This window comes from Streptomyces sp. BBFR51 (assembly GCF_044591655.1).
Taxonomy (GTDB): domain Bacteria; phylum Actinomycetota; class Actinomycetes; order Streptomycetales; family Streptomycetaceae; genus Streptomyces.
In genome coordinates, this window is the sequence record NZ_CP172448.1 from 1,468,885 (window position 1) to 1,495,400 (window position 26,516).

Annotated in this window: 31 protein-coding genes; 15 read left to right on the forward strand and 16 right to left on the reverse strand. The window is 73.3% G+C overall.

Annotated elements, in window-relative coordinates:
* Positions 1 to 106 precede the first annotated feature (106 nt).
* Together ACGH7X_RS06575 and ACGH7X_RS06580 are read left to right on the forward strand one after the other, a co-directional pair.
* Entirely contained in the window at positions 107 to 982 is an 876-nt protein-coding gene (locus tag ACGH7X_RS06575; RefSeq protein ID WP_399882536.1) for an undecaprenyl-diphosphate phosphatase, read from the forward strand.
* A 74-nt stretch (positions 983 to 1,056) separates the two neighbouring features.
* Positions 1,057 to 1,236, forward strand: a complete 180-nt coding sequence (locus ACGH7X_RS06580; RefSeq protein ID WP_052838833.1) for a hypothetical protein — start codon at positions 1,057 to 1,059, stop codon at positions 1,234 to 1,236.
* A 33-nt stretch (positions 1,237 to 1,269) separates the two neighbouring features.
* Here ACGH7X_RS06580 and ACGH7X_RS06585 read toward each other — a convergent pair whose 3' ends face one another.
* The gene (locus ACGH7X_RS06585; RefSeq protein ID WP_399882537.1) at positions 1,270 to 2,010 is read right to left on the reverse strand and encodes an SDR family NAD(P)-dependent oxidoreductase; all 741 of its coding nucleotides are present in this window, start codon (positions 2,008 to 2,010) and stop codon (positions 1,270 to 1,272) included.
* A 251-nt stretch (positions 2,011 to 2,261) separates the two neighbouring features.
* Between ACGH7X_RS06585 and ACGH7X_RS06590 the strand changes: the two genes are divergently transcribed.
* From ACGH7X_RS06590 to lnt, 3 genes are all read left to right on the forward strand, one after another.
* A complete protein-coding gene (locus ACGH7X_RS06590; RefSeq protein WP_399882539.1) occupies positions 2,262 to 2,684 on the forward strand; it encodes a PadR family transcriptional regulator in 423 nt (140 codons plus the stop codon).
* 253 nt (positions 2,685 to 2,937) lie between these two features.
* On the forward strand, positions 2,938 to 3,309 hold the full coding sequence (locus ACGH7X_RS06595; protein WP_399882541.1) for an FtsX-like permease family protein: 372 nt from the start codon (positions 2,938 to 2,940) through the stop codon (positions 3,307 to 3,309).
* Positions 3,310 to 3,414: 105 nt separating this feature from the next.
* Entirely contained in the window at positions 3,415 to 4,992 is a 1,578-nt protein-coding gene (lnt, locus tag ACGH7X_RS06600) for an apolipoprotein N-acyltransferase (RefSeq protein ID WP_399882543.1), read from the forward strand.
* Here lnt and ACGH7X_RS06605 read toward each other — a convergent pair.
* Together ACGH7X_RS06605 and ACGH7X_RS06610 are read right to left on the reverse strand one after the other, a co-directional pair.
* Positions 4,916 to 5,821 carry a Gfo/Idh/MocA family protein gene (locus tag ACGH7X_RS06605; protein WP_399882545.1) on the reverse strand — a complete coding sequence of 302 codons (906 nt, stop codon included), beginning with the start codon at positions 5,819 to 5,821 and terminating at the stop codon, positions 4,916 to 4,918. The two genes, lnt and ACGH7X_RS06605, sit on opposite strands and share 77 nt — an antisense overlap.
* Before the next feature lie 13 nt (positions 5,822 to 5,834).
* A complete protein-coding gene (locus ACGH7X_RS06610) occupies positions 5,835 to 7,016 on the reverse strand; it encodes an FAD-dependent monooxygenase (RefSeq protein WP_399882547.1) in 1,182 nt (393 codons plus the stop codon).
* 94 nt (positions 7,017 to 7,110) lie between these two features.
* Between ACGH7X_RS06610 and ACGH7X_RS06615 the strand changes: the two genes are divergently transcribed.
* The 3 genes from ACGH7X_RS06615 to ACGH7X_RS06625 all read left to right on the forward strand — a co-directional run bounded on the left by ACGH7X_RS06615 (position 7,111) and on the right by ACGH7X_RS06625 (position 8,908).
* Entirely contained in the window at positions 7,111 to 7,731 is a 621-nt protein-coding gene (locus ACGH7X_RS06615; RefSeq protein WP_399882549.1) for a TetR/AcrR family transcriptional regulator, read from the forward strand.
* 42 nt (positions 7,732 to 7,773) lie between these two features.
* Positions 7,774 to 8,286 carry a DinB family protein gene (locus ACGH7X_RS06620; RefSeq protein ID WP_399882551.1) on the forward strand — a complete coding sequence of 171 codons (513 nt, stop codon included), beginning with the start codon at positions 7,774 to 7,776 and terminating at the stop codon, positions 8,284 to 8,286.
* 151 nt (positions 8,287 to 8,437) lie between these two features.
* Entirely contained in the window at positions 8,438 to 8,908 is a 471-nt protein-coding gene (locus tag ACGH7X_RS06625; RefSeq protein ID WP_399882553.1) for a hypothetical protein, read from the forward strand.
* Positions 8,909 to 8,933: 25 nt separating this feature from the next.
* Here ACGH7X_RS06625 and ACGH7X_RS06630 read toward each other — a convergent pair whose 3' ends face one another.
* The 5 genes from ACGH7X_RS06630 to fabG form a co-directional block, all read right to left on the reverse strand.
* Positions 8,934 to 9,476, reverse strand: a complete 543-nt coding sequence (locus tag ACGH7X_RS06630) for a hypothetical protein (RefSeq protein ID WP_399882555.1) — start codon at positions 9,474 to 9,476, stop codon at positions 8,934 to 8,936.
* A 122-nt stretch (positions 9,477 to 9,598) separates the two neighbouring features.
* Positions 9,599 to 10,282, reverse strand: coding sequence for a uracil-DNA glycosylase (ung, locus tag ACGH7X_RS06635; RefSeq protein WP_399882557.1), 684 nt, complete (start codon positions 10,280 to 10,282; stop codon positions 9,599 to 9,601).
* A gap of 93 nt (positions 10,283 to 10,375) precedes the next feature.
* The gene (locus ACGH7X_RS06640; RefSeq protein ID WP_399882558.1) at positions 10,376 to 11,962 is read right to left on the reverse strand and encodes an ABC transporter substrate-binding protein; all 1,587 of its coding nucleotides are present in this window, start codon (positions 11,960 to 11,962) and stop codon (positions 10,376 to 10,378) included.
* 209 nt (positions 11,963 to 12,171) lie between these two features.
* Entirely contained in the window at positions 12,172 to 12,933 is a 762-nt protein-coding gene (locus ACGH7X_RS06645) for an SDR family oxidoreductase (protein WP_399882560.1), read from the reverse strand.
* A gap of 37 nt (positions 12,934 to 12,970) precedes the next feature.
* The gene (gene fabG, locus ACGH7X_RS06650; RefSeq protein ID WP_399882562.1) at positions 12,971 to 13,732 is read right to left on the reverse strand and encodes a 3-oxoacyl-ACP reductase FabG; all 762 of its coding nucleotides are present in this window, start codon (positions 13,730 to 13,732) and stop codon (positions 12,971 to 12,973) included.
* 263 nt (positions 13,733 to 13,995) lie between these two features.
* On the opposite strand from fabG, the gene ACGH7X_RS06655 reads away from it, so the two are divergent.
* Entirely contained in the window at positions 13,996 to 14,766 is a 771-nt protein-coding gene (locus tag ACGH7X_RS06655) for a hypothetical protein (RefSeq protein WP_399882564.1), read from the forward strand.
* Positions 14,767 to 14,806: 40 nt separating this feature from the next.
* Here ACGH7X_RS06655 and ACGH7X_RS06660 read toward each other — a convergent pair whose 3' ends face one another.
* Together ACGH7X_RS06660 and ACGH7X_RS06665 are read right to left on the reverse strand one after the other, a co-directional pair.
* Positions 14,807 to 15,190, reverse strand: a complete 384-nt coding sequence (locus ACGH7X_RS06660; protein WP_399882565.1) for a DUF3037 domain-containing protein — start codon at positions 15,188 to 15,190, stop codon at positions 14,807 to 14,809.
* Positions 15,187 to 15,942: a HipA family kinase gene (locus ACGH7X_RS06665; protein ID WP_399882567.1), complete on the reverse strand. Its 756-nt coding sequence runs from the start codon at positions 15,940 to 15,942 to the stop codon at positions 15,187 to 15,189. Before ACGH7X_RS06665 ends, ACGH7X_RS06660 begins: the two co-directional genes overlap by 4 nt.
* A 194-nt stretch (positions 15,943 to 16,136) precedes the next feature.
* On the opposite strand from ACGH7X_RS06665, the gene ACGH7X_RS06670 reads away from it, so the two are divergent.
* Both ACGH7X_RS06670 and ACGH7X_RS06675 read left to right on the forward strand, forming a co-directional pair.
* On the forward strand, positions 16,137 to 16,634 hold the full coding sequence (locus tag ACGH7X_RS06670; RefSeq protein WP_399882568.1) for a Rieske (2Fe-2S) protein: 498 nt from the start codon (positions 16,137 to 16,139) through the stop codon (positions 16,632 to 16,634).
* A 2-nt stretch (positions 16,635 to 16,636) separates the two neighbouring features.
* The gene (locus ACGH7X_RS06675) at positions 16,637 to 17,104 is read left to right on the forward strand and encodes a pyridoxamine 5'-phosphate oxidase family protein (protein WP_399896826.1); all 468 of its coding nucleotides are present in this window, start codon (positions 16,637 to 16,639) and stop codon (positions 17,102 to 17,104) included.
* A 28-nt stretch (positions 17,105 to 17,132) separates the two neighbouring features.
* Here ACGH7X_RS06675 and ACGH7X_RS06680 read toward each other — a convergent pair whose 3' ends face one another.
* On the reverse strand, positions 17,133 to 18,044 hold the full coding sequence (locus ACGH7X_RS06680) for a LysR family transcriptional regulator (RefSeq protein WP_399882570.1): 912 nt from the start codon (positions 18,042 to 18,044) through the stop codon (positions 17,133 to 17,135).
* 74 nt (positions 18,045 to 18,118) lie between these two features.
* Between ACGH7X_RS06680 and ACGH7X_RS06685 the strand changes: the two genes are divergently transcribed.
* Positions 18,119 to 19,093 carry a DMT family transporter gene (locus ACGH7X_RS06685; protein WP_399882572.1) on the forward strand — a complete coding sequence of 325 codons (975 nt, stop codon included), beginning with the start codon at positions 18,119 to 18,121 and terminating at the stop codon, positions 19,091 to 19,093.
* Between the two features lie 536 nt (positions 19,094 to 19,629).
* On the opposite strand, the gene ACGH7X_RS06690 is transcribed toward ACGH7X_RS06685, so the two are convergent.
* Positions 19,630 to 20,964, reverse strand: coding sequence for an aminotransferase class I/II-fold pyridoxal phosphate-dependent enzyme (locus tag ACGH7X_RS06690; protein ID WP_399882573.1), 1,335 nt, complete (start codon positions 20,962 to 20,964; stop codon positions 19,630 to 19,632).
* A gap of 35 nt (positions 20,965 to 20,999) precedes the next feature.
* Here ACGH7X_RS06690 and ACGH7X_RS06695 point away from each other — a divergent pair, with 35 nt between their 5' ends.
* Both ACGH7X_RS06695 and ACGH7X_RS06700 read left to right on the forward strand, forming a co-directional pair.
* Positions 21,000 to 21,692 (forward strand): pyridoxamine 5'-phosphate oxidase family protein, encoded by a 693-nt coding sequence (locus tag ACGH7X_RS06695; RefSeq protein WP_399882574.1) that lies wholly within the window; start codon positions 21,000 to 21,002, stop codon positions 21,690 to 21,692.
* Entirely contained in the window at positions 21,692 to 22,351 is a 660-nt protein-coding gene (locus tag ACGH7X_RS06700; RefSeq protein ID WP_399882575.1) for an FMN-binding negative transcriptional regulator, read from the forward strand. The genes ACGH7X_RS06695 and ACGH7X_RS06700 overlap by 1 nt, the downstream gene beginning before the upstream one ends.
* A gap of 70 nt (positions 22,352 to 22,421) precedes the next feature.
* Here ACGH7X_RS06700 and ACGH7X_RS06705 read toward each other — a convergent pair whose 3' ends face one another.
* The 3 genes from ACGH7X_RS06705 to ACGH7X_RS06715 all read right to left on the reverse strand — a co-directional run bounded on the left by ACGH7X_RS06705 (position 22,422) and on the right by ACGH7X_RS06715 (position 25,233).
* A complete protein-coding gene (locus tag ACGH7X_RS06705) occupies positions 22,422 to 23,363 on the reverse strand; it encodes a DMT family transporter (protein WP_399882577.1) in 942 nt (313 codons plus the stop codon).
* Between the two features lie 190 nt (positions 23,364 to 23,553).
* Positions 23,554 to 24,558 carry an EamA family transporter gene (locus ACGH7X_RS06710; RefSeq protein WP_399882579.1) on the reverse strand — a complete coding sequence of 335 codons (1,005 nt, stop codon included), beginning with the start codon at positions 24,556 to 24,558 and terminating at the stop codon, positions 23,554 to 23,556.
* Between the two features lie 135 nt (positions 24,559 to 24,693).
* The gene (locus tag ACGH7X_RS06715; RefSeq protein ID WP_399882581.1) at positions 24,694 to 25,233 is read right to left on the reverse strand and encodes a Clp protease N-terminal domain-containing protein; all 540 of its coding nucleotides are present in this window, start codon (positions 25,231 to 25,233) and stop codon (positions 24,694 to 24,696) included.
* 220 nt (positions 25,234 to 25,453) lie between these two features.
* Between ACGH7X_RS06715 and ACGH7X_RS06720 the strand changes: the two genes are divergently transcribed.
* Positions 25,454 to 25,621, forward strand: a complete 168-nt coding sequence (locus ACGH7X_RS06720; RefSeq protein ID WP_399882583.1) for a hypothetical protein — start codon at positions 25,454 to 25,456, stop codon at positions 25,619 to 25,621.
* 88 nt (positions 25,622 to 25,709) lie between these two features.
* Here the strand turns inward: ACGH7X_RS06720 and ACGH7X_RS06725 are convergent, their stop codons facing one another.
* A complete protein-coding gene (locus ACGH7X_RS06725; protein WP_399882585.1) occupies positions 25,710 to 26,366 on the reverse strand; it encodes a PadR family transcriptional regulator in 657 nt (218 codons plus the stop codon).
* Positions 26,367 to 26,516 lie beyond the last annotated feature (150 nt).

The window sequence follows — 26,516 nt, forward strand, 5'->3', positions numbered from 1 at the left end:
TAAGGGCGCTACGCTGCCCCTCGGCACGCCTGGTCCTGATCACTCCCGCGGCGGTTCGGCGTGCCCGTCGCCCCTTTCTCGATCGGCACTTGGACTCCGTAACCTCATGTCTTGGTTTGAATCCCTCGTCCTCGGACTCGTCCAGGGGCTGACCGAGTTCCTCCCCGTGTCGTCCAGCGCGCACCTGCGTCTGACCGCGGCGTTCTCCGGCTGGCACGACCCGGGCGCGGCCTTCACGGCGATCACGCAGATCGGCACCGAGGCGGCGGTCCTCATCTACTTCCGCAAGGACATCGGGCGGATCATCTCGGCGTGGACGCGCTCGCTCACCGACAAGTCCATGCGCCACAACTCCGACGCGCGCATGGGCTGGCTGGTGATCGTCGGCTCGATCCCGATCGGCGTGCTCGGCCTGACGCTCAAGGACCAGATCGAGGGTCCCTTCCGTGACCTGCGCATCACCGCGACGATGCTGATCGTCGTCGGCGTGATCATCGGCGTCGCCGACCGGATGGCCGCCCGGGACGAGAAGGGCGGCCGGCACCGCGCGCCCCAGCAGCGCAAGGAACTGGAGAACCTGGGCGTCCGGGACGGCCTGATCTACGGCCTGTGCCAGGCGGCGGCCCTCGTCCCCGGCGTCTCCCGCTCCGGCGCGACCATCAGCGGCGGCCTGTTCATGGGCTACCGGCGCGAGGCCGCCGCCCGGTACTCGTTCCTCCTCGCGGTCCCGGCGGTGCTCGCCTCCGGCGTGTTCGAGCTGAAGGACGCGATGGAGAGCGACCACGTCTCCTGGGGACCGACGCTCTTCGCGACGGTCATCGCCTTCGGGGTCGGGTACGCGGTCATCGCCTGGTTCATGAAGTTCATCTCCACCAAGAGCTTCATGCCGTTCGTCTGGTACCGCATCGCGCTCGGCATCGTCATCATCGCCCTGGTCGCGACCGGTGCCCTCAGCCCGCACGCCGCGGAGTCGTCCGGCTGACCTCACGCCTGCCGCCCCCGCTTGTGTAGCCGTCCGGTAGCGCAGTGTCAGTGCTTGCCCCTAGGCTTGTCCGCATGTCCCCCGATTACGTGACTCCTGGTTCCGTGCGGTCCGCCGCGGAACTGAACGATCAGATCCGTGCCCTGTGGCGGCGCGCGGGCGGGACCCTGTCGGCGCAGGAGCGTGTGGAGTACGAGTTGCTGGTGGTCGAGTGGGCGACCGCGATCCGCGGCGAGGTCATCGAGGCGGCCTGAGCGGCTCGGCGCCGCCCGCGCGCCGGTTCGGCGTCAGCGTCCGCCCGCCACCCGGAGCACGGTCCCCGTCGTGTACGACGCGTCGGGCGACATCAGCCAGGAGATCGCCGCCGCGATCTCCTCCGCCCGTCCCGCACGGCCCATCGGCACCGCCGCCCCCATCCGCCGCGCCCGGTCCGCGTCGCCCGCCGCCGCGTGCATCTCGGTGTCGATCACCCCGGGCGCGACGGCGTTGACCCGGATCCCGTCCGGGCCGAGCTCCTTGGCCAGACCCAGCGTCAGGGCGTCGACACCCGCCTTGGTCGCCGCGTAGTGGACGTACTCCCCCGGGCTGCCGAGGGTCGCGGCGCCCGACGACACGTTCACGATCACGCCGCTCCCCCGCTCCGTCATCAGCCGCGCGGCCCGCCGGGTGCACAGCAGGACGCCCAGCAGGTTGACGTCGAGCACCCGGCGCAGGTCCGCGGTGTCGCTGTCGGCGAGCCGCCCCAGCGGTCCGGTCACGGCCGCGTTGTTCACCAGACCCGTCACCGCGCCGAGCCGCTCCTCGGCCACGTCGAAGAGCCGCTCGACGTCGGCCTCGACGGAGGTGTCCCCCCGCACCGCGACGGCGTGGCCGCCCGCCTCGCGCACCCCCGCCACGACCGTCTGGGCGGCCGCCGAGTCTCGCGCGTAGCCCACGACGACGTCGTGTCCGTCCGCCGCGAGCCGCAGACAGGTCGCCGCGCCGATCCCCCGGCCGCCGCCGGTGACCACCGTGATGGGTCGTGCCATGAGTACCTCCAGCGCCATTTGATCGATCATCGATCACCATACTCAACAGTGGAGGCCGCGGGGAGTGGTGACGAGGTTTGACGGCCCAATAGACAACCGCTGTCTATTGAGGCTCGTCGAGGAGGGTGGTCCGTGCAGGACGTGGTGCTGGCGCTGCTGGTCGAGGAGCCGTCGCACGGGTACGACCTGCGCGGCCGGTTGATGGCGGCGCTCGGACGCTGGGCGAGACCCTGAACGCCGGGCAGGTCTACGTGACGCTCGCCCGGCTGGAGAAGGCGGGCCTGGTCGTCCAGGACCGTGAGGACGCGCCGGTGCGCGGCCCGCGGCGCAAGGTGTACGCGCTGACCGCGGCCGGGCGGGAGAGGGCGGCCGCGTGGCTGGCCGAGGGCACCGGGCCCAGAGCGGACGTGACGGAGTTCCACCTCAAGCTGGTGGCCGCCGCCGAGTCGGGTCTGGCCGATCCGCTCGTGCTCGTGGAGGCGCGGCGGCGGCAGCTGATGCGCGGCCTCGCCGAGGCCCAGCACGCCGCCCTCGCTCATGACACGAACTCTGAGGCCGGACTGCTCCTCGAGGGCATCGCCCTGCGGTTGCAGTCCGATCTTCGCCGGCTGGAGGCGTGCGGGCGGACCTGGTCCGTCCGCGTCCCGGGTGGGAAAGGCGGAGGAAGCGAATGACCAGGGACGGGCGGCGGTTCACGGACCGGTCGCGGCGAAGGAGTACGGGCGGCGGCCCCGGCACGGGACCGGCAGGCCACCACCCCGATGAGGCGTCCGGCCCCGTCCTGCGGGCGATCGGCCTGTCGCGGACGTACGGGCAGGACGAGAGCCTGCTCCGGGCCGTGGACCGGGTGGACCTCGACGTCCCGGCCGGGCAGACGCCCGCCGTGACCGGGCCCAGCGGCTGTGGCCGCCTGGGTCAACACCCCAGGTGCTGCTCGGCGTCACCCTCGCGCTCGCCGCCCTGTCCGCGCTCAACACCGTGTTCCTCGGCTGGAGCACCGCGGTGCAGGCCCGGCGCGCGCCGGCCGTCACCCGTACCCTCGGCGCCACACCCGGCCAGGTCGTCACCGCGCTCTGCACCGCACAACTCCTGCCCGCCGTTCCCGCGTTGCTCGCGGGTGTCCCGTTCGGGATCGTCCAGTACCGGTTCTTCAGCCCCAGACTGGTCGTGCCCCCGACGTCCTGGCTGCTCGGCGCCGCACTCGTCGTCCTGCTGGCCGTCGCGGCGCTGACCGCCCTGCCCGCGTGGCTCCACACCCGCAGCCCCGCCGGACGCGCCCTCGACGCCGAACCGTCCTGACGACCCCTTCCGCGGCCTCCCGCTCGGTCGACAACCGGTGTGATCAACTGAATTCGCCCTCGTCGCGGGCGCACACTGAAGGCATCACGGGGTAGGGAGGCGCCCATGAAGACGCTCGACCACTGGCTCGCCTCCCCGTGGCGGCGCTCGGCCGTCGCCGTGCTCGTCGGCGCGCTGCCCGTGCTCGCCTTTCCGGGTCCGGCCCTGTGGTGGTGGGCCTGGTTCGCGCTGGTCCCCTGGATCCTGCTGGCCCGTACCGCGCCGGACGGGAAGCGGGCGGCGTACGACGGGTGGTGCGGCGGGTTCGGGTTCGTGCTGGCCATGCACCACTGGCTGCTGCCGAACCTGCACGTGTTCACGTTCGTCATCGCCGCGCTGCTCGGCGCCCTGTGGGTCCCGTGGGGCCTGCTGGTGCGGCGGCTGCTGGGCGGGGCGCCGTCCGTCGGGAGGGCGGCCGCGTCCCTCGTGGTGCTGCCGTCGGGCTGGCTGCTGGCGGAGCTGGTCCGGTCCTGGGAGGGTCTCGGCGGTCCCTGGGGCATGCTCGGCGCCAGCCAGTGGCAGGTGTCCCCCGCGCTGCGGCTCGCCTCGGTGGGCGGGGTGTGGCTGCTCAGCTTCCTGGTGGTCGCCGTCAACGTAGCCGTCGCCGTCCTCGTCGCCGTGCGCAGGGCCCGGGTGCCCGCCCTGGCCGGGCTGGTCGCCACCGCCGCGGCCACCTCGGCGGCCTGGGTGTGGTCGCCGCGCCCCGACGCCGACGGCGAGCGGGTCGCGATCGGTGTGGTGCAGCCCGGCGTCGTCGCCGGGGCGGACAGCGCCGACCGGCGCTTCGACCGCGAGGAGCAGCTGACCCGCCGGCTCGCCGACCGGGACCTCGACCTGGTCGTGTGGGGCGAGAGCAGCGTCGGCTTCGACCTGGACGGCCGGCCCGACCTGGCCCGGCGGCTCGCGGCACTGTCGCGGGAGACCGGCGCGGACATCCTGGTCAACGTGGACGCGCGGCGCTCCGACCGGCCCGGCATCTACAAGAGCTCCGTGCTCGTCGGCCCCGATGGCCCGACCGGCGACCGGTACGACAAGATGCGGCTGGTCCCCTTCGGGGAGTACGTGCCGGCCCGCTCACTGCTGGGCTGGGCCACCTCCGTGGGCAAGGCGGCGGGCGAGGACCGCAGGCGGGGGACCGAGCAGGTGGTGATGGACGTCGGCGACGGGCTGCGGATCGGGCCGATGGTCTGCTTCGAGAGCGCGTTTCCCGACATGAGCCGCAGCCTGGCCGCCGACGGCGCCGAGGTGCTGCTCGCCCAGTCGTCGACGTCGACGTTCCAGCACACCTGGGCACCCGAGCAGCACGCGTCGCTCGCCGCGCTGCGCGCCGCCGAGACCGGCCGGCCCATGGTGCACGCGACGCTGACCGGTGTCTCCGCCGTCTACGACGCGAACGGCGCGCGGATCGGCTCCTGGCTCGGCACCGACGCCGACACCTCGCGGGTGTACGAGATCCCGCTCACCCGGGGCACGACACCGTACGTCCGCTACGGCGACTGGACGGTGCACGGGGCGCTGCTGGTCCTCGGGGCCTGGGCCGCCGCCGAGGGCGTACGGATGGTGCGGCTCAGGCGGAGCCGTCCAGCACGGTCCGTACCACCCGCTCGCACAGCTCATGGGTCTCCAGCGCGTCCCGGGCACTGAGCACCTTGCCGGCGCGCACCGCGTCGAGGAAGGCGAGGACCGCCTGCTCGATGCCGCGCTGGCGGGCGACGGGAACCCAGTCGCCGCGCCGCCGCACGGTCGGCTGGCCCTTGTGGTCGATCACCTCGGCGAGGTTGACCACCTGGCGTTTGGTGTCCTGCCCCGAGACCTCCAGGATCTCCTCCGCCGAGCCGCTGAGCCGGTTCATGACGCCGAGCGCGGTGAAGCCGTCCCCGGCGAGCTGGAGCACGACGTGGTGGAGCAGGCCGTCCTCGACCCGGGCGCGCACGGTCACGTCGTCGACCGGGCCGGGCACCAGGAACCTCAGTGTGTCGACGACGTGGATGAAGTCGTCGAGGACCATCGTGCGCGGGTCCTCGGGCAGCCCGGTGCGGTTCTTCTGCATGAGGATCAGCTCGCGCGGGTGCTCGGCGCACTGCGCGTACCCGGGGGCGTGGCGCCGGTTGAAGCCCACGGCGAGGCTGGTGCGCCGCTCCTCGGCGAGGGCCACCAGGCGCTCGGAGTCGGCGAGTTCGTAGGCGAGCGGCTTGTCGACGTAGGTCGGGACGCCGGCTTCCAGGAGCCGGGTCACGATCTGCGGGTGGACGGCCGTCGGCGCGTGCACGAAGGCGGCGTCCAGGCCCTGGGCGAGGAGCGCGTCGAGGTCGGTGTGGCGCTGCGGATCCGGGATGCGCAGGCCGTCGGCGACCCGGGTGAGCGTCGCCGGGGTGCGGGTCTGCAGGTGCAGTTCGACCCCGGGCAGGACGGCGAGCACCGGCAGGTAGGCCTTGCGCGCGATGTCTCCGAGTCCGATGCAGCCGACCTTCACTGGGTGTGCTCCTCTAACGCTCGTCGACCTGGGTCCGCGGGGAAGCATACGGGGGCTGCGGAGGCCGCCAGTCGGCGATGCCGTCGAAGCTCCGCAGGAACAGGGCGGGTACGGCCCTGGACAGTGCGCGGATCGCGGCGTCGCGGGCCGCGATGCCGGCGCGGTTGCCCATCAGGTTGAGGCGGGCGACCCTGACGGCCTGGCGGGCGACGGTGGTGGTCCGGGGCAGCCGGGCGGCGGTGTAGGCGGCGAGGTCCTGACTGTGGTGGGCGAGCACGACCGCGTCCTCGATGGCCTGGTTGCCGCCCTGGCCGAGGTTGGGCGGCATGGCGTGCGCGGCGTCCCCGAGGAGGGCGACCCGGCCGCGGTGGTAGGCGGGCAGCGGCTCGGCGATGTGGTGCACGTCGTGGCGCAGCACGTCCTCGGGGCGGGCGGCGGCGAGGACGGCGGGGATCGGGTCGTGCCAGTCGCCGTAGCGGTGCAGGAGTTCCGCCTTCTCGTCGGGCGCGTGCCCTCCGGCCGGTGTGACGGCGGCGGCGTACGCGTAGACCCGGCCGTCCTTGAGTGGGTGCGTGCCCCAGATGCGGCCCCGGCCCCAGGTCTCGTGGGAGGCGAACTCGACGCCGGGCAGCGGGATCACCACCCGCCAGGTGGTGAAGCCGGAGTAGACGGGCCCCGGGTGGTCCGGGAAGAGGGTGTGGCGTACGGCGGAGTGGATGCCGTCGGCCGCGACGACCAGGTCGGCCTCCCACGCGCCGTCCGGTGTGCGGACGCGGGCCGGACGGTCGCGGTCGCCGGGGTCGGCGAGCGTCGCGTCGGCTGCCGTGCGGACCGCGTCCGGGGGGAGCAGTGCGGCCAGCCGGTCGATGAGGGTGGCCCGGTGCAGCAGGACCAGCGGGCCGCCGAAGCGTGCCGCGGCGGCTTCGGCACTGGACCGGGAGAGCCAGCGTCCGCCGGGAGTGCGCAGTCCCCCGTCGCCCTGCCAGGCGGCGAGGTCGCGGATCTCGTCGCCGAGGCCGATGACGTCCAGGGCACGCAGGGCGTTGGGCGACAGGGAGATGCCGGCGCCGATCGGCCGGAGCGAGGGGGCGCGCTCCAGGACGGTGACCCGCAGACCGCTCCGGTGCAGGGCGGCCGCCGCGGTCAGGCCGCCGATGCCGCCGCCGATCACGACGGCCCGTTTCGTCCCTGTCATGACTCTCCTCGACGCTCGCCCGGCTCACTACAGCTGTAGTAGCACCTGCCGCCGACTGTACTACAGCCGTAGTGGGACAGGTAGGTTGATCTCCATGTCCCCACGCACCGCGCCGCCCGGGCCCCCAGCGGGCGCCTCGCGCGCCGACCTCGTCGCCGACGCGGCCCTGGCCCTGCTCGCCGAGCGCGGGATGCGCGGGCTGACGCACCGGGCGGTCGACGAGGCGGCCGGGCTCCCCCAGGGCTCCACGTCCAACCTCGCGCGCACCCGGCAGGCGCTGCTGGAACTGGCGGTGCGGCGTCTGGCCGACCGGGAGGCGCGGGTGCTGGCGCTGCACGAGATGCCGGACCCGCGGGCCGGCCTCGACGCCCTGGTGGACGCGCTGGCGCTGGCCACGCACCGCGCCCTGACCCGCAACCGCGCGCTGACGCTGGCACGGTACGAACTGGCCCTCGAGGCCACGCGCCGCCCCGAGCTGCGGGCCCACTTCGACTCGGCGGGCGCCCGCTTCCGGGAGCAGCTGGGAGCCCTCGTCACCGCGATGGGCTCGGCGGACCCGGGCCGGCACGTGCTCTCGCTCGTCGCCTGGGCGGACGGGCTGATGTTCAGCTGCGTGGCCGGGACCTTCCACGCCGAGGTGCCGGGTCTCGCGGAGGTCCGGTCGGGGCTGCGGGAGATCCTGGACGGCATGCTCGGCGGCCCGTCGACGCGCTGAAAACCCCTGGTGGGGAGAGCCGGTCCGGGCGAGGATACGGGTATGACGACCGAACGCAGCGAACCCGCCGTCGACGCCGACGAACGCACCATGCTGGAGGGCTGGGTGGACTATCACCGGCAGACCCTCGCGTGGAAGTGCGAAGGACTCACCGACGAGCAGCTGAGAACGGCCGCCGTGGCGCCCTCCACGTTGTCCCTGATGGGGCTGGTGCGGCACATGACGGAGGTGGAACGGAGCTGGTACCGGCGGGTGCTGGCGGACGAGGACGCGGGCCCCATGTACTACTCCGACCAGGACCCGGACGGGGATTTCCGGGTGAGCGGGTCGGACACCTGGCAGGAGGTGCACGCCACCTGGCAGGCCGAGATCGAGGCGGCCCGGCGCAACGCGGCCGGTGTGCCCCTGGGCGAACCGACCCGGGGCAAGCACCTGCGCACCGGTGAGCGCTTCACCCTGCGCTGGATCCACACCCACATGATCGAGGAGTACGCGCGTCACAACGGGCACGCGGACCTGATCCGCGAGCGCCTGGACGGGGCCACGGGCGACTGACGTCACCTCCGGTCGCCCGCGGACCTCCGTACGGGGCCGGAGATCACCCGTGCGGGGCAACCTCCGCTTGTCCGGCACCGGGGAGGGGCCCCGACCCAGCAGAGTGGCGCGGGTGCATCGAACGACGACCACCGCAACGCTTCTGGTGACCGTGGCAGTCTCGGCCCTGACCGGCTGTACGACGGTCCGGGGTCCGGCCGCGGCCGACCCGCCGGCGGCCGGCGCCCGCTCCTCCGCGCCGCGCCCCGACGGCCCGGCCGAGCCCCGGGTCGTACAGGCCCCGGCCCGCGAGGCGCTGGAGATGATCGGCCCCTCCCCGGACCGCGCCACCGGCACACCACGCGGTACGCACCCCCCGTCGACCGCGCCCGCCCCGCACGATCCGCCGGCCGCCCGTGCCCGCCCCGACCAGCGGACCGCCCGCCCCGCGGCACCGGAACACACCCGTGGGCCCGAGCCGTCCCGGCCCGAGGTGCCGGACCTGCCTCGCTCGTCCGGCAAGAACGGCAAGAACGGCAAAACCTCCAAGAACGCAGACGTGTGCTCCCTCGGCAAGCAGTACGGCGGTTGGCGGCCGGGCAGTACCGAGGCCCGCATCTGCGAGCAGGCGTACGGGCGGTGACCCCCGCTCCTCGCAGGGGCGGGCGCTACGGCCGCTGCCGCGGCGGCCGGCCCCGTCCCTCGGGCCGGTCGGGTCCGTCCGTGCCGCGACCGGCGTCGTCCAGACGCCGCTCCAGCCGGTCGATGGACGCCCGGACTCCCTCTCCGTAGCGGCCGGGGGCGAGGGACTCGGCCGCGGTGCGGGCGCGCCGCAGGTGTACGCGGGCGGCCTCGCGGTGGCCGAGGCGGTGGTAGTCCGCGGCCAGGTTCAGGTGGAGCGAGGGGTAGAGGGCGCGGGCGGCGGGCGTGCCCTCGTGCCGGTCGGCGAGCCGGTCCTCCGTCAGTTCCTCGGCGGCCGACAGCGCCCGCAGGTCCCAGGCGAGTTCGTCCTGCGGATCGTCCTGGGTGTCGGCCAGGTAGTGGGCGAGCGTGCAGCGGTGCAGGGGGTCGCCGTGCTCGCCGATCTCCGCCCACAGGCCGAGGAAGCGGTGCCGGGCCTCCTCGCGGTCGCCCGCGTGATGCAGCATGGCGACCTGGCCGATCCGCGTCAGCACGGCATCCGGCGCCGCCTGCTCCTGTCCCTGCGCCACCGCGTCCTCCGTGCCCTCGTCGGCTGTCCCGACGACGCTAACCGCACCTGCCCGCGTTCCCGGTCAGGCGGCACCGGGACGCGCGCGGGCCGGTCGGTGGCGGACCGGCCCGGGCGGCGGGGTCAGCCCAGGTTCGGGATGGCCCAGTCGATCGGCTCGTGGCCCTGCCGCGCGACCGCCTCGTTGATCTGCGTGAACGGTCGGGAGCCGAAGAACTTCTTCGCCGACAGCGGCGAGGGGTGCGCGCCCTTGACCACCACGTGCCGCGTCTCGTCGATCAGCGGCAGCTTCTTCTGCGCGTAGTTGCCCCACAGCACGAACACCGCCGGGTCGGTCCGGCCGGCCACCGCGCGGATCACGGCGTCGGTGAACAGCTCCCAGCCGCGGGCCTTGTGCGAGTTCGCCTCGCCGGCCCGGACCGTGAGCACCGCGTTGAGCAGCAGGACGCCCTGCTTCGCCCACGGCATCAGATAGCCGTTGTCCGGGACGGGGGTGTCCAGCTCCGCGTGCATCTCCTTGTAGATGTTCCGCAGGGACGGCGGGACCTTCACGCCCGGCCGGACGGAGAAGCACAGGCCGTGTCCCTGGCCCTCGCCGTGGTACGGGTCCTGCCCGAGGACCAGCACCTTCACCTGGTCGTAGGGCGTGGCCTCCAGCGCGGCGAAGACCTCCTCGCGGGGCGGGTAGACGGGGCCGTTCGCCCGCTCCTGCTCGACGAACTCCGTCAGCTCCTTGAAGTAGGGCTGCTGAAGCTCGCCGCCCAGCACCTCGCGCCAGGACTCGGGCAGCATGGCGATGTCGGTCACGTCAACTTCCTTACGCTGTGCGGTCGCTTCCAGTCCCGAAGAACCTACCGGCGACCACTGACAACGCGAGCGCCGACCAGCGCCTGCCGGCGGCTACCAGCTCGTCTTCCGCTGGAGCTGCCACATCATCATGATCGTCGACGGGTCCATGGCCTGCTCCGCGCCCGAGATGTCCGTGCTGGCGGCCACGTACTGCTTGCCCTGCCACAGCGGCAGCAGCCGTGCGTCGTTCACCATGATCTCCTGCGCCCGCTCGAACTCCCTCTCCACGTTGGCGCGGTCGCTCTCCCGGCGCGAGCGCGGCAGCAGTTCGCCGGTGATCTCCGGTGTGAGGTAGGGCGTGCCGAGGGCGTTCTGCTCGCCGACGAAGGGGGCGATGAAGTTCTCCGCGTCCGGGAAGTCCGGGGACCAGCCGCGGCCGAACACCGGGTACTCGCCCTTCTGGTAGCCCGTGACGTACGTCTTCCAGGGGCGGCTCTTGAGGGTGACCTCGAACAGACCCGAGGCGTCGAGCTGCCGCTTGATCTCCTTGAACTCCTGTCCCGTCTCCGAGCCGTAGCGGTCGGAGGTGTACCAGAGGGTGAGCGGGACGGGCTCGGTGATGCCGGCGTCCTTGAGCATCTCGCGGGCCTTGGGGACGCTGGGGTCGCCGTAGTCGTCGAAGAAGCCCGTGGTGTGCCCGGTGAGGCCCTTGGGGACCATCGAGTACAGCGGGTCGACGGTGTCCTGGTAGATCCTGTGCGCGATCGCAGCCCGGTCGATCACCTGGGCGACGGCCTGGCGCACCTCCTTGCGGCCCGCCCACGGGTCCTCGGGGTTGAAGACGAGGTAGCTGATCTCCGTACCGCTGCCCTCGACCAGTTGGAGGCCCTCGTCCTTGCCGGCCTTGCCCTGGAGGGTGATCACGTCGTCGGCGGCGAGGCCGCGGTAGGTCACCTGGATGTCGCCGTCGCGCAGCGCCTTGACCATCCCGGCGGAGTCCTTGAAGTAGCGGATGGTCACCGCGTCGTTGTGGCGTTCGGCGAAGCCCTCGTAGCGGTCGTTGCGCACGAGTTCGGCCCGTTCGCCGTCCTGGTACGACTCGAGCTTGTACGGGCCGGAGCCCACGACGTCGCCGCCCTCGCGCAGGGCGTCCGCTGGGTAGTCTTCGGGGTCGACGATCGACATGGCGGGTGTGGCGAGCACGAACGGGAAGGTGGCGTCGGGCTTGTTGAGGTGGAAGACCACCTCGCGCTCGCTCGGCGCCTGGACCCGTTCGAGGCTGCCGAGCAGGCCCGCCGGGCCGCCGTTGACGTTGATGTCCTTGATCCGGTCGATCGAGTACTTCACGGCCCGGGCGTCGAGGCGGTGCCCGTCGGAGAAGGTCAGGCCCTCGCGCAGCTCGCAGCGGTACACCTGGTTGGTGGAGTCGGTGAACGAGCACCGCTCCGCGGCGTCGGGCTCGGGCGCGGTGGCGCCGCTGGGATAGCTCAGCAGCGTCTGGTAGATGTTCCGGAACAGCTCCCAGGAGCCGTCCCAGGAGGCGGCCGGATCCAGGGTGCTGGGGGCACTGGTCGTGCCCACGACGATCGGTTCGTCGTCCTGCGAACTGTCGGACGACAGGATGCCGCATCCGGTGACCAGCGACGATATGGACACGATGGCCGCCACCCGACGCAGGCCTCGGTTCCGGTTGAACACGCGCACGCTCCTCGCTCCGCCGTACCAAGGGTCGGCAGACCATACCGCAGCGCCACGCCACCTGAACCCCCTTCTGAACAGGGGTTTTGATCATTTGGCGATGACTACGTTGTCATCGCCGACGTCGTCTCGGAACGCGGACACGGGCGCCGTTTTCGTCAACGGCGCCCGTGTCCGGGATCGATCTTGAGAGTCGGCTGTGGGCGAGTTCAGGCCACGCCGGCGTTGAGGAAGATGCCGCCGTCGACGACGAGCGTCTGACCGGTGACCCAGTCGGACTGCCCCGAGGTGAGGAACGCGGCGGCGCCGCCGATGTCGGAGGGCACGCCGAGCCGGCCCAGCGGGTAGCCCGAGGCGGCCTCCTCCTCGCGGCCCTCGTACAGGGCGGCGGCGAACTTGGTCTTCACGACCGCCGGGGCGATCGCGTTGACCCGCACCCTGGGCGCGAACTCGTGCGCCAGCTGCGCCGTGAGGTTGATCAGCGCGGCCTTGCTGACGCCGTACGCGGCGATGAAGGGCGAGGGGGAAAGGCCGGCGACGGAGGCGATGTTGACGATCGCGCCGCCGTTGTCCTTCTGCCAGGCGTGCCAGGTGCGCTGGGCGAACCCGAGCGCCGAGATCACGTTGGTCTCGAAGACCTTGCGCGCCACGTTCAGGTCGAGGTCGGCGATCGGCCCGAACACCGGGTTGGTACCGGCGTTGTTGACCAGGAAGTCGACGCGGCCGAAGGCCTCCATCACCCGTTCGACCGCGACGGCCTGGTGGGCCTCGTCGTGCGCCTTGCCCGCGACGCCGATGACCCGGTCGGAGCCGAGCCTGTCGACGGCCTCCTTCAGGGCGTCCTCGTTGCGGCCGGTGATGCAGACGCGGTCGCCGCGCGCCACGAGCGCCTCGGCGACGCCGTAGCCGATGCCGCGGCTGGCGCCCGTGACGAGCGCGACCTTGCCGGAGAGTCCGGGCAGTTCAGTCATGTCAGTGTTCCCCAACCGTTCCTGGTCTCCGTGTTGCCTAGTCGAGCGGTCCGCCGGCCACGTACAGCACCTGGCCGGAGACGAAACCGGCCGCCTCGCCGGTGAAGAAGGCGATGGCGTTGGCGATGTCGTCGGGCTCGCCGACGCGCGCGACCGGGATCTGGGTGGCGGCGGCCGCCTTGAAGTCGTCGAAGCCCATGCCGACGCGGTCTGCGGTGGCCTTCGTCATCTCGGTGGCGATGAAGCCGGGGGCGACGGAGTTGGCGGTCACGCCGAACTTGCCCAGCTCCTTGGCGAGGGTCTTGGTGAACCCCTGGAGACCGGCCTTGGCGGCGGAGTAGTTGACCTGCCCGCGGTTGCCGAGCGCGGAGGAGGAGGACAGGTTGACGATACGGCCGAAGCCGGCGTCCACCATGTGCTTCTGGCAGGCCTTCGACATCAGGAAGGCACCGCGCAGGTGCACGTTCATGACGGTGTCCCAGTCGGACGCGCTCATCTTGAACAGCAGGTTGTCGCGCAGCACGCCCGCGTTGTTCACGAGGATCGTCGGCGCGCCCAGCTCCTCGGCGATCCGCGCGACGGCCGCCCCGACCTGCGCCTCGTCGGAGACGTCGCAGCCGACCGCGATCGCCTTTCCGCCGGCCGCCGTGATCTTCTCGACGGTCTCCTTGCAGGCGGCCTCGTCGAGGTCGATGACGGCGACGGCGCGGCCCTCGGCGGCCAGTCGTACGGCGGTGGCGGCACCGATGCCGCGCGCGGCTCCGGTGACTACGGCGACCCGCTGCTCAGTGGTGGACATTCGCTGCTTCTCCTCGTCCTGGGGATGCGGCCCGTGCGGAGCGTGCGCCCTTGGGTGAGCGACCGCTTAGTACCTTCCGCAGACGTGACGCTAGAAGCCCTGGCACCCGGTGTCAACGGGACACCGGGCCGGTGTGATCCATTACCTGGCCTTCCCCGCGCGACACCGCCCCGCTCGCCCGTTCGGCCCAGCGCTGCGGGCCGCCGGGGCGCCGTGCCCATAGCGTCGAAGCGCTACCCACCATGACCGGAAAGGAGGCGTCCATGCGCCGTCGCACCGGGGCCGCGGGCATAGCCGTCGCGATAGCCGCGATCGTGCCGCTGACCGACACCGCACACGCCCAGGAGCTGGACTCACCCAGTCTCACCCGTCAGCCGGCGGCTCGGGCCGCCTTCGACAACGAACCGTACGACCCGGACGCGCCGGCCGAGGGCCAGTTCGCCCCGGACGGCTTCGGGGACGACCTGCTCGACGAGGGCGGGCTCACCGAGAGCCGTCCCGAAGGGGGCGGAAACGACGAGGGCGGAAACGACGGGGGCTCGTTCGACCCGGGCGGAACCGACCCCGGCGGGCCGAACGAGGGGCGCCCCGAAGGGAACCGGCCCGGTGACGACCAATTCGGCCAGGGCGGTCGCGACGAGGGCCGACCGGACGGAGGCCGTCTCGACCAGGGCGGGAACGGCCTGGGCGGAAATGGCTTGGGCGGAAACGGCCCGGGCGGGAACGGGGGTGGCGGCAACGGCCACGCCCGGGAGGTCGACGGCGGTGCGGCGCCGCCTCGGCCGGTCTCGCTCCCGACGACCTCCTCGACCTCCGTGCCCCGCCCCGCCCCCACCACCCCCGTCCCCGCACCGACCACCGCCACCCCGAGCCCGACGGCCTCCGCCGTCACGCCGACCCTCGGCACCCAGGGCGGCCTGGGCGGCGCGTCCGGCGCCGGACCGAGCCGCTCGGACATCGGCATCGGACTGGGCGGCGTGGCCGCCGCCACGCTCGCCGCGGGCTACGCGCTGTGGCGGCGCCGACGCGCCTGACGTCCGCCGCGGCTCCGGGCCGCGGCGAGCCGGCCCGGCTTCACCGCACCAGCAGGTCGAGGAGCCGTTCCGTCTCCGCCACCGGGTCCGCGGTGAGGCCGGTGTGGACGGGGCCCGGCTGGACGACGGTCGAGCGGGGTGCGATCAGCCAGCGGAAGCGGCGGCCGGGATCGTCCTCGGCCGCCTGGCCCGCCGCGTCCCCGCCGGTGCACACGCCCTCCACCGCACGCAGCGCCGCGCGTACGCCGGCCAGGTCCACCCGCGGGTCCAGGGCCAGCAGCCTGCCCTCGTCGAGGTGGGTGCGGGCGCCGACGTAGGACTTGGCCCGGCAGTAGACGAGTACGCCGGCGTTGACGCACTCCCCGCGCTCGACCCGCGGCACTACGCGCACCAGCGCGTACTCGAAGACATGGCGGTCGTTCACCGCTCCCCCTTGACGCGTTCGTGGATCGTGCCGGCCCGTGCGAGCAGGGGCCGGGCGTAGGCCCTGCGGAGGTCGTCCGGCGTGGCGAAGCCGGGCTCGTCGAGCAGCCAGACGTCCGGGATCTCGGCGGTGACCTCGGCGAGGAGTTCCTCGGTGACCAGCGGCGCCAGCGCGGCGGCGGCCGAACGGAGGTCCGGCGCGAAACGCGCGAGGGCGTGGTCGGCGGCGTCGTAGGGGCGGGCGGCGGAGGCCTCGGCGCCGGGCCAGTTGTGGTGCCAGATCATGGTCGCGCCGTGGTCGATGAGCCACGTCTCGCCCCGCAGGCGCAGCAGGTTGGGGTTGCGCCAGGACCGGTCGACGTTGTTGACCAGCGCGTCGAACCAGACGATCCGTCCGGCCTCCTCGGCGCTCACCTCGAAGGCGAGCGGGTCGAAACCGAGCGCGCCGGAGAGGAAGTCCATCCCGAGGTTGGTGCCGCCGCTCGACTTCAGCAGCTCCTGTACCTGCTCGTCGGGTTCGCCGAGGCCCAGCACCGGATCGACGTCGACCGTCACGAGCCGCGGCACCCTGAAGCCCAGCCGACGGGCGAGTTCGCCGCAGACCACCTCGGCGACGAGCGTCTTGCGGCCCTGTCCCGCGCCGGTGAATTTCAGGACGTACGTCCCGAGATCGTCGGCCTCGACGAGTCCCGGCAGCGAGCCGCCCTCACGCAACGGCGTGATGTAGCGGGTCGCGATGACTTCCTTGAGCATCGCCCCAGGTTATCCGGCGTGGTGAGGGAGTGCGGGCCATGGGCTGCGCCCGGCCGACAGCGAATCGACAGCCGTGTTTTACGCCCGCCCGACCGCCGACCCGACAGCATCTCGGCACGGTCTGAACAGCCTGTGCCACGGGGCCGTACCTCTCGGCAGATCATCACGCATCCACCCCGGAAGGGAACCCCAGCATGACCAGCGCATCGTTTCACCCCGCAGCCGGACCGGCCCGTCGTACCGTCGTGGCGGCGGCCGGAGCGGCGGGGCTCACCGTCGTGCTGGCCGCGTGCGGTGGCTCGGACGAGGACGCGTCGAGCGACACCGGCACCGCCCCCTCGTCCCCCGCGTCCGACGAGGCGGGCGGCGGCGGTTCGGGCGGCGGCGAGAACGCCGGGGCCGGCCCCGCGCTCGCGGCGACCGCCGACATCCCCGAGGGCGGCGGGAAGGTCTTCGCCGACCAGAAGGTGGTGGTGACCCAGCCCGCGGCGGGCGAGTTCAAGGCGTTCTCCGCCACCTGCACCCACCAGGGCTGCGCCGTGAAGAGCGTGTCCGACGGTGTCATCAACTGCCCCTGCCACAACAGCAACTTCTCGATCACCGACGGCAGTGTGCAGGGCGGTCCGGCGCCCAAGCCGCTGCCCGCCGTGCAGATCACGGTCAGCGGGGACTCGATCCGGCTGGCCGGATGACCGTGACCGTCCCGCAGCGCCGGGGCCGGAAGATCATGATGACCCCCGGTGAGCTGGACGGGTTCCTCAGCTCCCAGCGCACCTGCCGGGTCGCCACGGTCTCGGCCGACGGCGCACCGCACGTGAGCACCCTCTGGTTCGTCTGGGACGGCTCCTCGATGTGGCTGTACTCCGTCGTGCGCAGCAGGCGGTGGACGGACCTGCGGCGCGATGCGCGGGTGGCGATCGTGGTCGACACCGGCGAGGAGTACGACGAGTTGCGGGGCGCGGAGCTGTCCGGCCGGGTGGAGTTCGTGGGCGAGTCGCCGCGCACCGGGGAGCTGTGCGCCGAACTCGACTTCCCGGAGACGCTGTTCGCCCGCAAGAACTTCGGCCTTCAGGAGATGCCGCACGACGGCCGGCACGCCTGGCTGCGGCTGACGCCGGAGAAGGTCGTCTCCTGGGACTTCCGCAAGCTGGCGTCGCGGTAGTCGGCCGGGGCACACACCGTCGCCGGGCTCACCCGGCCTGTCCCACCTCCCGCGCCGTCGCCCGCAGCGCGTCCACCGCCGCCCGGATCGACGGGCGGCGGTCGGCGTCCGCGCGCCAGACGACGTACACGTGCCGGCGCACCCGCTGCCTCAGCGGCGCGGTGACGACCGCGGCGGGCATCGGATGGCGTCCGAGCAGCGGCGCGATGCACACGCCGAGCCCCGCGGCGACCAGCCCGAGCTGGGTGTGGGTCTCGGCGGCGCGGTGGCCGACGATCGGCTCGATGCCCTTGGAGCGCAGCGTGAACATCAGCCACTCGTGGCAGAACTCGCCCTCGCCCCAGGTGATCCACTCGTCCTCGGCGAACTCGGCGAGGTCCACCTCGTCCCGGCCGGCAAGCCGGTGGCCGGCCGGCATGGCCACGTCGGCGGGATCGTCCAGGAGCGGTGCCTTGACCAGGCCGTCGGGCAGCGGCATCGGCTTGTTGTACCAGTCGAGCACGACGGCCAGGTCGAGGTCGCCGCGCACCACCCCGTTGACGCCGCGCTCCGGCTCCAGCTCCGAGGAGCGGATGCGCAGCGCGGGGTGCTCGGCGCGCAGGGCGGCCAGCGCGCCGGGGAAGAGTCCGCGGGCGGCCGTCGGGAACGCCGACAGCCTCAGCTCGCCCGCCACCTGTCCGCGCTGCGCCTCCAGGTCGGCCTGGGCCAGCTCGACCTGGGAGAGGATGCGGGCCGCGTGCTCGGCGAGCAGCCGTCCGGCGTCGGTGAGCCGTACGCCCCGTCCGTTCTTGGCGAGCAGCTGCTGGCCGGCCTCGCGTTCCAGCTTGGCCAGCTGCTGGGAGACGGCCGAAGTGGTGATGTGCAGGCCGGCGGCGGCGCCGCTGACCGATCCGTGCCGGGCGAGGGCGTCGAGGGTACGCAGGCGCTCCAGGTTCAACATGTAAGCAATGCTACGAGATACCGCGTGCGAAATTTCGATTGTGCTACGAAGACGGCTGCCGCATCGTTGCCCGCATGAACAGCAGTGTCACGTCCTCCCCCGCCGCCCGCCGCGTCTTCGACTGGCGGCTGCGCTTCGGTCTCCTCTCCCTCGTCTGGGGCTTCAGCTTCCTCTTCATGAAGGTGGGCACCGAGGCCTTCGCCCCGTTCCAGGTCACGCTCGGGCGGCTGGCGTTCGGTACGGCGGTGGTCGCCGCGGCGATGGGGGTGAAGCGGGAGCGGCTCCCGCGCGGGGCGCGGACGTGGGCGCATCTGGCGGTCGCCGGATTCCTGCTCAACGCGCTGCCGTTCTCCCTGTTCGCGTTCTCGGAGCTGACGATCCCCTCCTCCCTCGCGGGCATCTGCAACGCGACCTCGCCGCTGTGGGGCATGGCCCTGTCGCTGGTCGCCCTGTCCGAGGACCGGCCGACGCGGCGCCGGGTGGCCGGCCTCGGCATCGGCTTCCTGGGTGTCCTGACGGTGCTGGGTGTCTGGCAGGGCTTCCACGGCCTCGACGTCACGGGCACGGCGCTGGCCCTGCTGGCCTCGCTCAGCTATCCGATCGGCTGGATCTACGTCCGCCGCACACTGGCCGGCTCCAGCCACTCCCACCTCTCGCTGAGCGGCACCCAGCTGGGGCTGGCGACGCTGCAACTGGCCGTCGTGACACCGGTGTTCACCTCGGCACCGACCAGTTTCCCGGTGCTCCCCCTCCTGTCGGTCGCCGCCCTGGGAGTCCTCGGCACCGGGCTCGCCTTCCTGATCCAGTACGACCTGGTCGCCGAGGTCGGCCCGACGACCGCGCAGATGGTCACCTACTTCACCCCGGTCATCGCCACGGCGGCGGGCGTCGCGCTCCTCGGCGAGTCGCTGTCCTGGTCGACACCGGTCGGTGCGGTGATCGTCCTCGCCGGCGCGGCACTGACCCAGTCCCGCCCGCGGACCACCCCACGCGCCACCGCGCCCGCGCCGCCCCACCCCGCGCGGGTACGACAGAGGTCGCGGACCTGAGGACGACCCGAGCGAGAGCCGACGCCGCCACACGCGCCCGGCGAAGCCGCGCCCCGGCCCGGCCCGACCGTCGGCCATCCCCGCCCCGGCCGGCACCGCGTCCGGGGCGGCGGTGTCCGGCACACCCTGCCCCCCCCACCGAGCGCCAATCCCGCCCCCACCGGGCCCGCGGCCATTCCCGATGGGACCACCCCGCCTCGCACGGGACTCGGCGCACCAGACCGGGCATGCCGCCCGGTCCCCACGCCGGGCAGGGGTCCGTATGCCCCGGTCGGTCACCGGGGCATACGGACCCCTGCTTCGTGTGACGGGCCCATGGCGGCGCTCCCGAGTCACCGCTCAGGCCGGTCGGCTCGGCGCCACCCGGCAATGTGCCCGGCGGTTCCGTCCGTCCGCTTGAGCCCTCCGACCGGTTCTCCCGCCACCGCAGGCGGCCCCAGGACCGGCCAGGTGCTCACGCGGGGCCGGTCGGTGGAACGCGGCGGCGTGTGCGCCTTGGGCCGTGGAGGGGCGCCGGGGACATCGGGTCCCGCGGCTCAGACATAGCTTCGTGGCGGCCCCGTCCCCGGTCCCACCGCTGCCGCGACCGCCTCCGCCAGCGGCACGATGTCGTCCTCGGTCAGCGTCGAGACGGTGATCCGGATGCCGGGCGGGGCGCTCACGCGGAAGCGGGCGCCCGGGGCCACGGCCCAGCCGGCGTGCAGGAGCCGGGCGACGGCGCCGGTCTCGTCCGGCACGGGGATCCACACGTTCATCCCGCTGCGCCCGTGCGCGGCGACCCCGTGCCTCGCGAGGGCGCGAAGGAGCGCGTCCCGGCGTCGCCCGTACACCGCCGCCGCGCGTGTGTCCACCGCGCCGTCCGCCCACAGCAGGGCCACGGCCCGCTGGGTGATGCGGCTGACCCAGCCGGGGCCCAGCCGCTGCCGCCCGCGCACGCGGTCGAGCGTGACGGGGTCCCCGGTGAGCACGGCGAGCCGGAGGTCGGGCCCGCAGGCCTTGGCGGCCGAGCGGACGAACGCCCAGCTGTGTGTCGTACCGGCGAGTGGGTTCAGGGGGAGGTCCACGATGCGGTGGCCGTGGTCGTCCTCGATGAGCAGCGTCCCGGGGTGGTCGCGCAGTACGGATCGCAGGGCACGCGCGCGCGTGGCGCTCACCGCCGCGCCGGTCGGGTTCTGCGCACGGTCCGTGACCACCAGCGCGCGGGCGCCGGACGCGAGGACCCGGCGTACGTCGTCGGGCAGCGGCCCCTGGTCGTCGACGCCGACGGCGACCGTGCGCAGGCCGAGCGCGGGCACCAGGTCGAGCAGACTGCCCCACCCCGGGTCCTCGACGGCGACGGCGTCGCCGGGCTTGAGATGGGCCGCGAGGACCCGTTCCATCGCGTCCAGCGAGCCGGACGTCACCGCCACGGGTCCGTCCGGGACACCGTCGGCGTCCAGTTCGGCCCGCGCGACACGCGCCAGTTCCGGGTCCACGGGCGCGTGCCCGTACAGCACCGGTTCACGGTCGCCCCGCGCGGCCGCCGCGGCGAACACCGGGCCCAGCGCGGGCAGCAGCGCCGGGTCCGGATTGCCGTCGGACACGTCGCGCACACCCTGGGGCACCTCGACCCGGATGAACTCCCGCCCGGTGGTGGCCGGCTTCGCGCGCACCCTGCTGCCCCGCCGCCCGGCCGTCTCGATGACGCCGCGCTCGCGCAGGGTGCGGTAGGCGGCGGCGACGGTGTTCGGGTTCACCCCGAGGCGCCGCGACAACTCCCGCATCGGGGGCAGGGGTTGCCCCGGCTCCAGCTCCCCCGAGCCCACCGCACGCTCGACGCTCGCGGAAATCTCCGCTGCGCCCCGTCCCGTGATCCGATACTCTCCTAGCACAAAGTAGATTATGCACTAGTGCAATGGAGAGCGCCATGCAGGGGACCACGCGGACGCCGACACCGTCGCAGCCCGGGACCGCCTACCCGTCCACCGACCGCACCGTCCCCACCCGCTCCACCGACCGGGCCTCCTACGACAAGGAGCTGGTGCACTCGATACTCGACGAGGGCTACGTCTGCCATCTCGGCTTCGTCCGCGACGGCGCCCCGGTGGTCCTGCCCACGCTGTACGGCCGGGTGGGCGAGCGGCTCTACGTGCACGGCTCGACGGGTTCGCGCCCGCTGCGGATGACGGGCGCGGCCGACCCGGGCCTGCCGGTGTGCCTGACGGTGACGCACGTGGACGCGCTGGTGCTGGCCCGCTCGGCCTTCCACCACTCGATCAACTACCGGTCGGTGGTGGTGCACGGCACCGCGTACGAGGTGACGGACCCGCAGGAGCGGCGCACGGCCCTGGACGCCCTGGTCGACCACGTGGTCCCCGGCCGCTCCCGCGACTCACGGCCGGCCGACAAGAAGGAGCTGGCCGCCACCGCCGTGATCCGCCTCGACCTGAACGAGGTCTCCGCCAAGCTCCGCACCGGCGGGGTGAACGACGAACCGGAGGACCTCGCCCTCCCGCACTGGGCCGGGCTCGTCCCGCTGCGCAAGGGATACGACGCCCCGGTCGCCGACCCCGGCCTGGACTCCGGCACCACCCTGCCCGACTACCTGTCGGCCCTGTGATGCTGGTCCACCCCTGGGACGCGCCGCAGGACGACGCCGAGTGGCAGGGCTGGCTCGCGGGCCACGACTTCGGCCAGCTCGCGGTCAACGGCCCGCCCGGCGAGCCGCCCCACGTCCAGCCGCTGCACTTCGCCTTCGACGCCACGTGCGGTCCGTACGGCGAGGTGGTCACGCACCTGGCACGGCCCAACCCGCTGTGGCCCGCCCTGGAGGCGGATCCTGTCGTGCTGCTCAGCGTGGTCGACGACTACGTCTACGTCCCCGGCCCCTGGCAGGCCGCTGCGGACGAACCGCCCGAGCACGGCGTGCCGACCAGCTTCTACGCTGCCGTCCAGCTCCGTTGCCGCGCCCGCGTCGTGGACGACCCGGCCGAGAAGGCCGCCCTGCTCAACCGACAGGTCGGCCACTTCCAGCCGCACGGCGGCTCCGCGCGGGCCGCGGCGGGCGAGGCGCCGTACGGCAGGCTGCTGCCCGGCATCCGCGGGCTGCGGCTGGAGGTGACCGGCGTACGGGCGAAGTTCAAGTACGCCGGCAAGCGGACCGACGATGTCCGGGAGCGGATCGCGGCCGGGCTGGCCGGACGGGGCGGCCCGCGTGACGCCGCGGCACGGGAGCATCTCTCGCGGCGCGGCGGACTCCGCCCGAAGCCGTCGGACTGACGGCCTCGGACGGAGGACGAGCGGGTCGCGTGGGGGCCTCTCGCCTCTCCCCTCGAGAGGGCCCCCGTCCTCACGCAGGCGCGGTGCGCGTCCGCGCCTCCCGCGTCTCCGTCACCGCGAGCCCAGCGACCGAGCCGAGCATCAGCAGCGTGCCGGCCAGGGTCGCCGCCGTGAGGTGCTCCCCGAGCAGCAGGACGGCGAGCGCCGCCGCGCTGACCGGCTCGAGCAGCATGATCACGGAGACGGTCGCGGACCGCACGACGGCCGCGCCGGCGAAGTAGAGCCCGTAGGCGAGAGCGGTCGGGACGGCCGCGACGTACGCCAGCAGCCACAGGAGCCGCACCGGTTCGGCGGTGTGCGGCACCAGGCCCTCGGCCACGGCGAGGGGCAGCAGGCACAGGCTCGTGACGGCGAACGCCCCCACGGACGTACTGGCGGCGTCCGCCCCGCCGTCCCGTCCCCACCAGCGGGTGAGCAGGGTCATCACCGAGTACCCGGCGGCCGACAGCAGGGCGAGGAGTACGCCCGACAGGCGGACGGTGGTACTCCCTCCGCCCAGGACGAGCACCACGAGCCCGGCGAGCGCGCCGACGACGGCCGCGGCGCCGCCCCGTCCCAGATGCTCGCCGAGGGCGAGGCGCGCGCCGAGCGCGATCAGCACGGGGCCGGCGCCGAGCGTGACGACGGTGGCCACGGCGAGCCCGGTGGACTGCACCGCGGCGAAGTACGCGGTCTGGAACACGGCGAGACCGATACCGGTGACGAGAGCCCGCAGCGCCTTGCGCGCGAACGGCTCACGGACGGCCGTGCGCCCGCGCGGGCGCAGGGGGCGGGCGGCGAGCAGCAGGACGAGCCCGGCCGCGCAGCGCCAGAACGACAGCGCGACGGGCCCCATGTCGCTGGCGCGGTAGACCAGTGAGGCGGCGGCACCGGCGGTGCCCCAGGCGACACCGGCGACGATCAGATAGAGGAGGCCACGCCCGACGGGCAGGCCTGAGACGGCATTCGACACGATTTCTCTCCGCAGACGCGCACGGGGCGCGGAAGTTCGAAGCGGCCCCGGAACGACCGGGGGCGCGGGGACTTCACGTCTGCGGGCAGCACCGTCCGGCCCGGCGGCACTGTGCCGGGCGCGTCGCGGGGGCCCGCCTCAGGCGGCCGGAGGCGGGAGGACGAGTGCGTCGGAGTGCATGATCGGCACCTTAGGTCGACGTCCCCCGGCTCGACAACTCCCTTTCGGGCCCCCCGCTCGCCACCGGGTTCGCGGAGCCCTTCGCCGGCGTCGACGACTGGGCGATGAAGGCCCCGACCAGCACCACGACGCCGCCGATGATCTGCGGGGCGGAGAGGTGCTCGCCGAGCAGCACCCAGGCCAGGACGGTCGCGATGACCGCTTCGAGGCACGCCACGACGCCGGCGACCTGAGGAGAGAGCCGGCGCACGGAGACCACACCGGTGACGTAGGCGAGGACCGTGGCGAGGAGCACGATCCAGGCCAGCAGCAGCGCGGCGGCGACGGAGGTGTTGTCCATCGGGACGCTGTCGGCGAGGACCGACCACTCCATCGACCAGGGCCGGGCGACGACGGTGAGCACGGCGGCCCCGACGAGCAGGCCGTAGGCGATGACGCCGAGCGGGTCGGGCGCCTCCTCACCGGCGTCGGCGCCCTGGTCGGACAGGACGAAGTAGCCGACCTGGCAGCAGGCGGCGCCGAGCGCGAGCAGCAGTCCGAGGGCGTCGAAACGCAGCCCCGCCCAGACCTCGACGACGCAGGCGAGCCCGCCGACCGCCAGGACCACGCCGAGCGCGGCGGCCCGCGTGACCGGCCGCCGCTGCACGAACCGCACCCAGCCGAGCACCAGGGCGGGTGCCAGGTACTCGACGAGCAGCGCGACGCCCACGGGGATTCGGGAGATGGCGGCGAAGTAGCAGGCCTGCACGCCGGCCACGGCGAGCAGCCCGAACCCGGCGAGCAGTCCTGGGCGGCGGCGCAGCAGCGCGCGGTGGCGCACGGCGAGCGGCAGCATCACCAGGGCCGCGCCGGCCACGCGCAGCCAGACGACGTGGAGCGGATCGAGTCCGGCCTCGATCAGCGGCTTGGCCGCGACCCCGGAGCCGCCGAAGGCGACCGCCGAGGCCAGTGCCAGGCCGAGACCGGTGCCCTTGCCGCGGTTGCCGCGAGCGCTGTCAGACGTATGCACCGGCACATGATGACAGGGGTCGACATGACCGTCACCCCCAATGACACCTGTCTCACCGAATGGACGTCCGGGGTCGCGGCGGGCTCGGCTTCGGGCCGGGGGCGGGGGCGGGGCCGCCGTGGCCCGAAACCAAACCCGGGCTCAGGAAGTCGCCTCGAAGTGGCTCTCCACGCGCGCGAGCACCGTGTGCGGCTCGACGGCCGCGCGGGCCAGCACCTCGACGGCGCGCGCCTGCGGGTCCGCGACCAGGGCGGCGAGCAGGTCGACACCGCAGGCCCGGGTCACGCCACGCCGGTCGGCGCGTGCGCAGGCGTCCTCCATGGCCGCCGCGGCCAGCGGGGAGAACCCGGCGGCTCCGGTCACGACGGGCACGGCGCCGGAGTCCTCGACGGCGCTCTGCCAGCGCAGGCCGTATCCGATGCTGCGCTGCACGAGATAGCCGAGCAGCCGGGCGATCCGGGGCCCGTCACCGAGCAGCGCACGTGCCTCGGCGTCACACTCCAGGAGCGAGTGCAGCAGATGGGCCGTGTCGATCTGCCGGTCCCCGTCCCGCACCGCCCGGCGGCGGGCACCGGAGACCGCCGATGCCAGTTCCGCGCTGAACCGGTCATCGAGGTCGGTGCCTTCCGGGCGCCGGCCGCCTTGCTCGCCGGCCGACTGCCGGGGGATACGGGGTTGCACATCACCCAGCTCATCAGTCCCAGGGGGCCGGGTCATCCCCGAAGGGAAGCATTTCGTCGTCCCACACAGAGTGGACCCGACCGACCGGAATCTCCTCCTTGCGGATGAGATCAAGCCGTTTCGGCCCGCCGGGCGCGCGCCGCCTTGCCGCGCGCCCCCTGGGGCAACCGAAACGTGCCCTCGCGGGTCGAACAGGGGCATGAGGAGCAGGTGCTGGCTCGTGGCACTGCCTGCCGTCGACGGCAGGCAGTACGTGTACCGGGTGGACGCCCCGGCGGAGGCGCTGCCCGCCGACCTGTTCTGGGAGGCGTGGCACTGCCACGACGAGAGCGCCTTCCCGCGCGCGTGGGACCTCTTCGACGCGGCGGTGATACGGCGGGTCGACTGAGCGCGCCCGCACGCGAAGGTGCCCCGCGGAGCACTCCGCGGGGCACCTCTCCACGACGCCGTACGGTGTCGTACCGCGCCGTCCGGCCTCAGTCCTCGTCGGCGAGGATCAGGTACAGCTTCTTGCGGGCGTCACCGATGACGGCGAGCGCCTTCTCCCGCTGCTCCTTGCTGCCGGTCTTCCAGACCTGGCCGAAGGCCTCCATCAGTCCGAAACCGGCCTGCCGGATGTCGTTCAGAGCCTCCCAGTCGACGCCTCGCGAGGCCTCTTCCCAGGGTGCCTCCGGGCCTTCCTCGGCCGCGGTCCGACCCGACTCGGTGAGCGCGAAGAGCTTCTTGCCGCCCTCGCTCTCGCTGGCGATCAGGCCCTCGTCCTCCAGCAGCTGGAGGGTGGGGTACACCGAACCGGGGCTGGGCTTCCACGCCCCGCCGCTGCGCTCGGCGATCTCCTGGATCATCTCGTAGCCGTGCATCGGCCGGTCCTTCAGGAGGGCCAGGATCGACGCCCGTACGTCGCCACGCCGTGCCCTTCCCCTGGGCCCACCGCGCCCTCGGCCACCCCAGGGGCCGCCGTGGCCGAAGCCCGGCCCGAAGGGACCGCCGGGACCGCCGGGACCACCGCCGGGACCGCCCGGCCCGAAGGGGCCGAAGGCCGCACGCCGGCCGTCGAAGCCGCCGCGACCGAAGGGGCCGCCCTCGCCGTGGCCGTGTCCACCGTGTCCACGCTCGTATCCGTGGGTACGCATCGCCATCACTCCATTCAGTCGTTGATCTGTCGCGATGCCTCAACGATATATCGGAACGTATCGCATGACAACCCCTGCCGAACGGAAGGCCGCCCGGTCCCGCTCGAACCGGAAAGATCTCTTATCCGGTACTCGAAACGACGCGGGCCG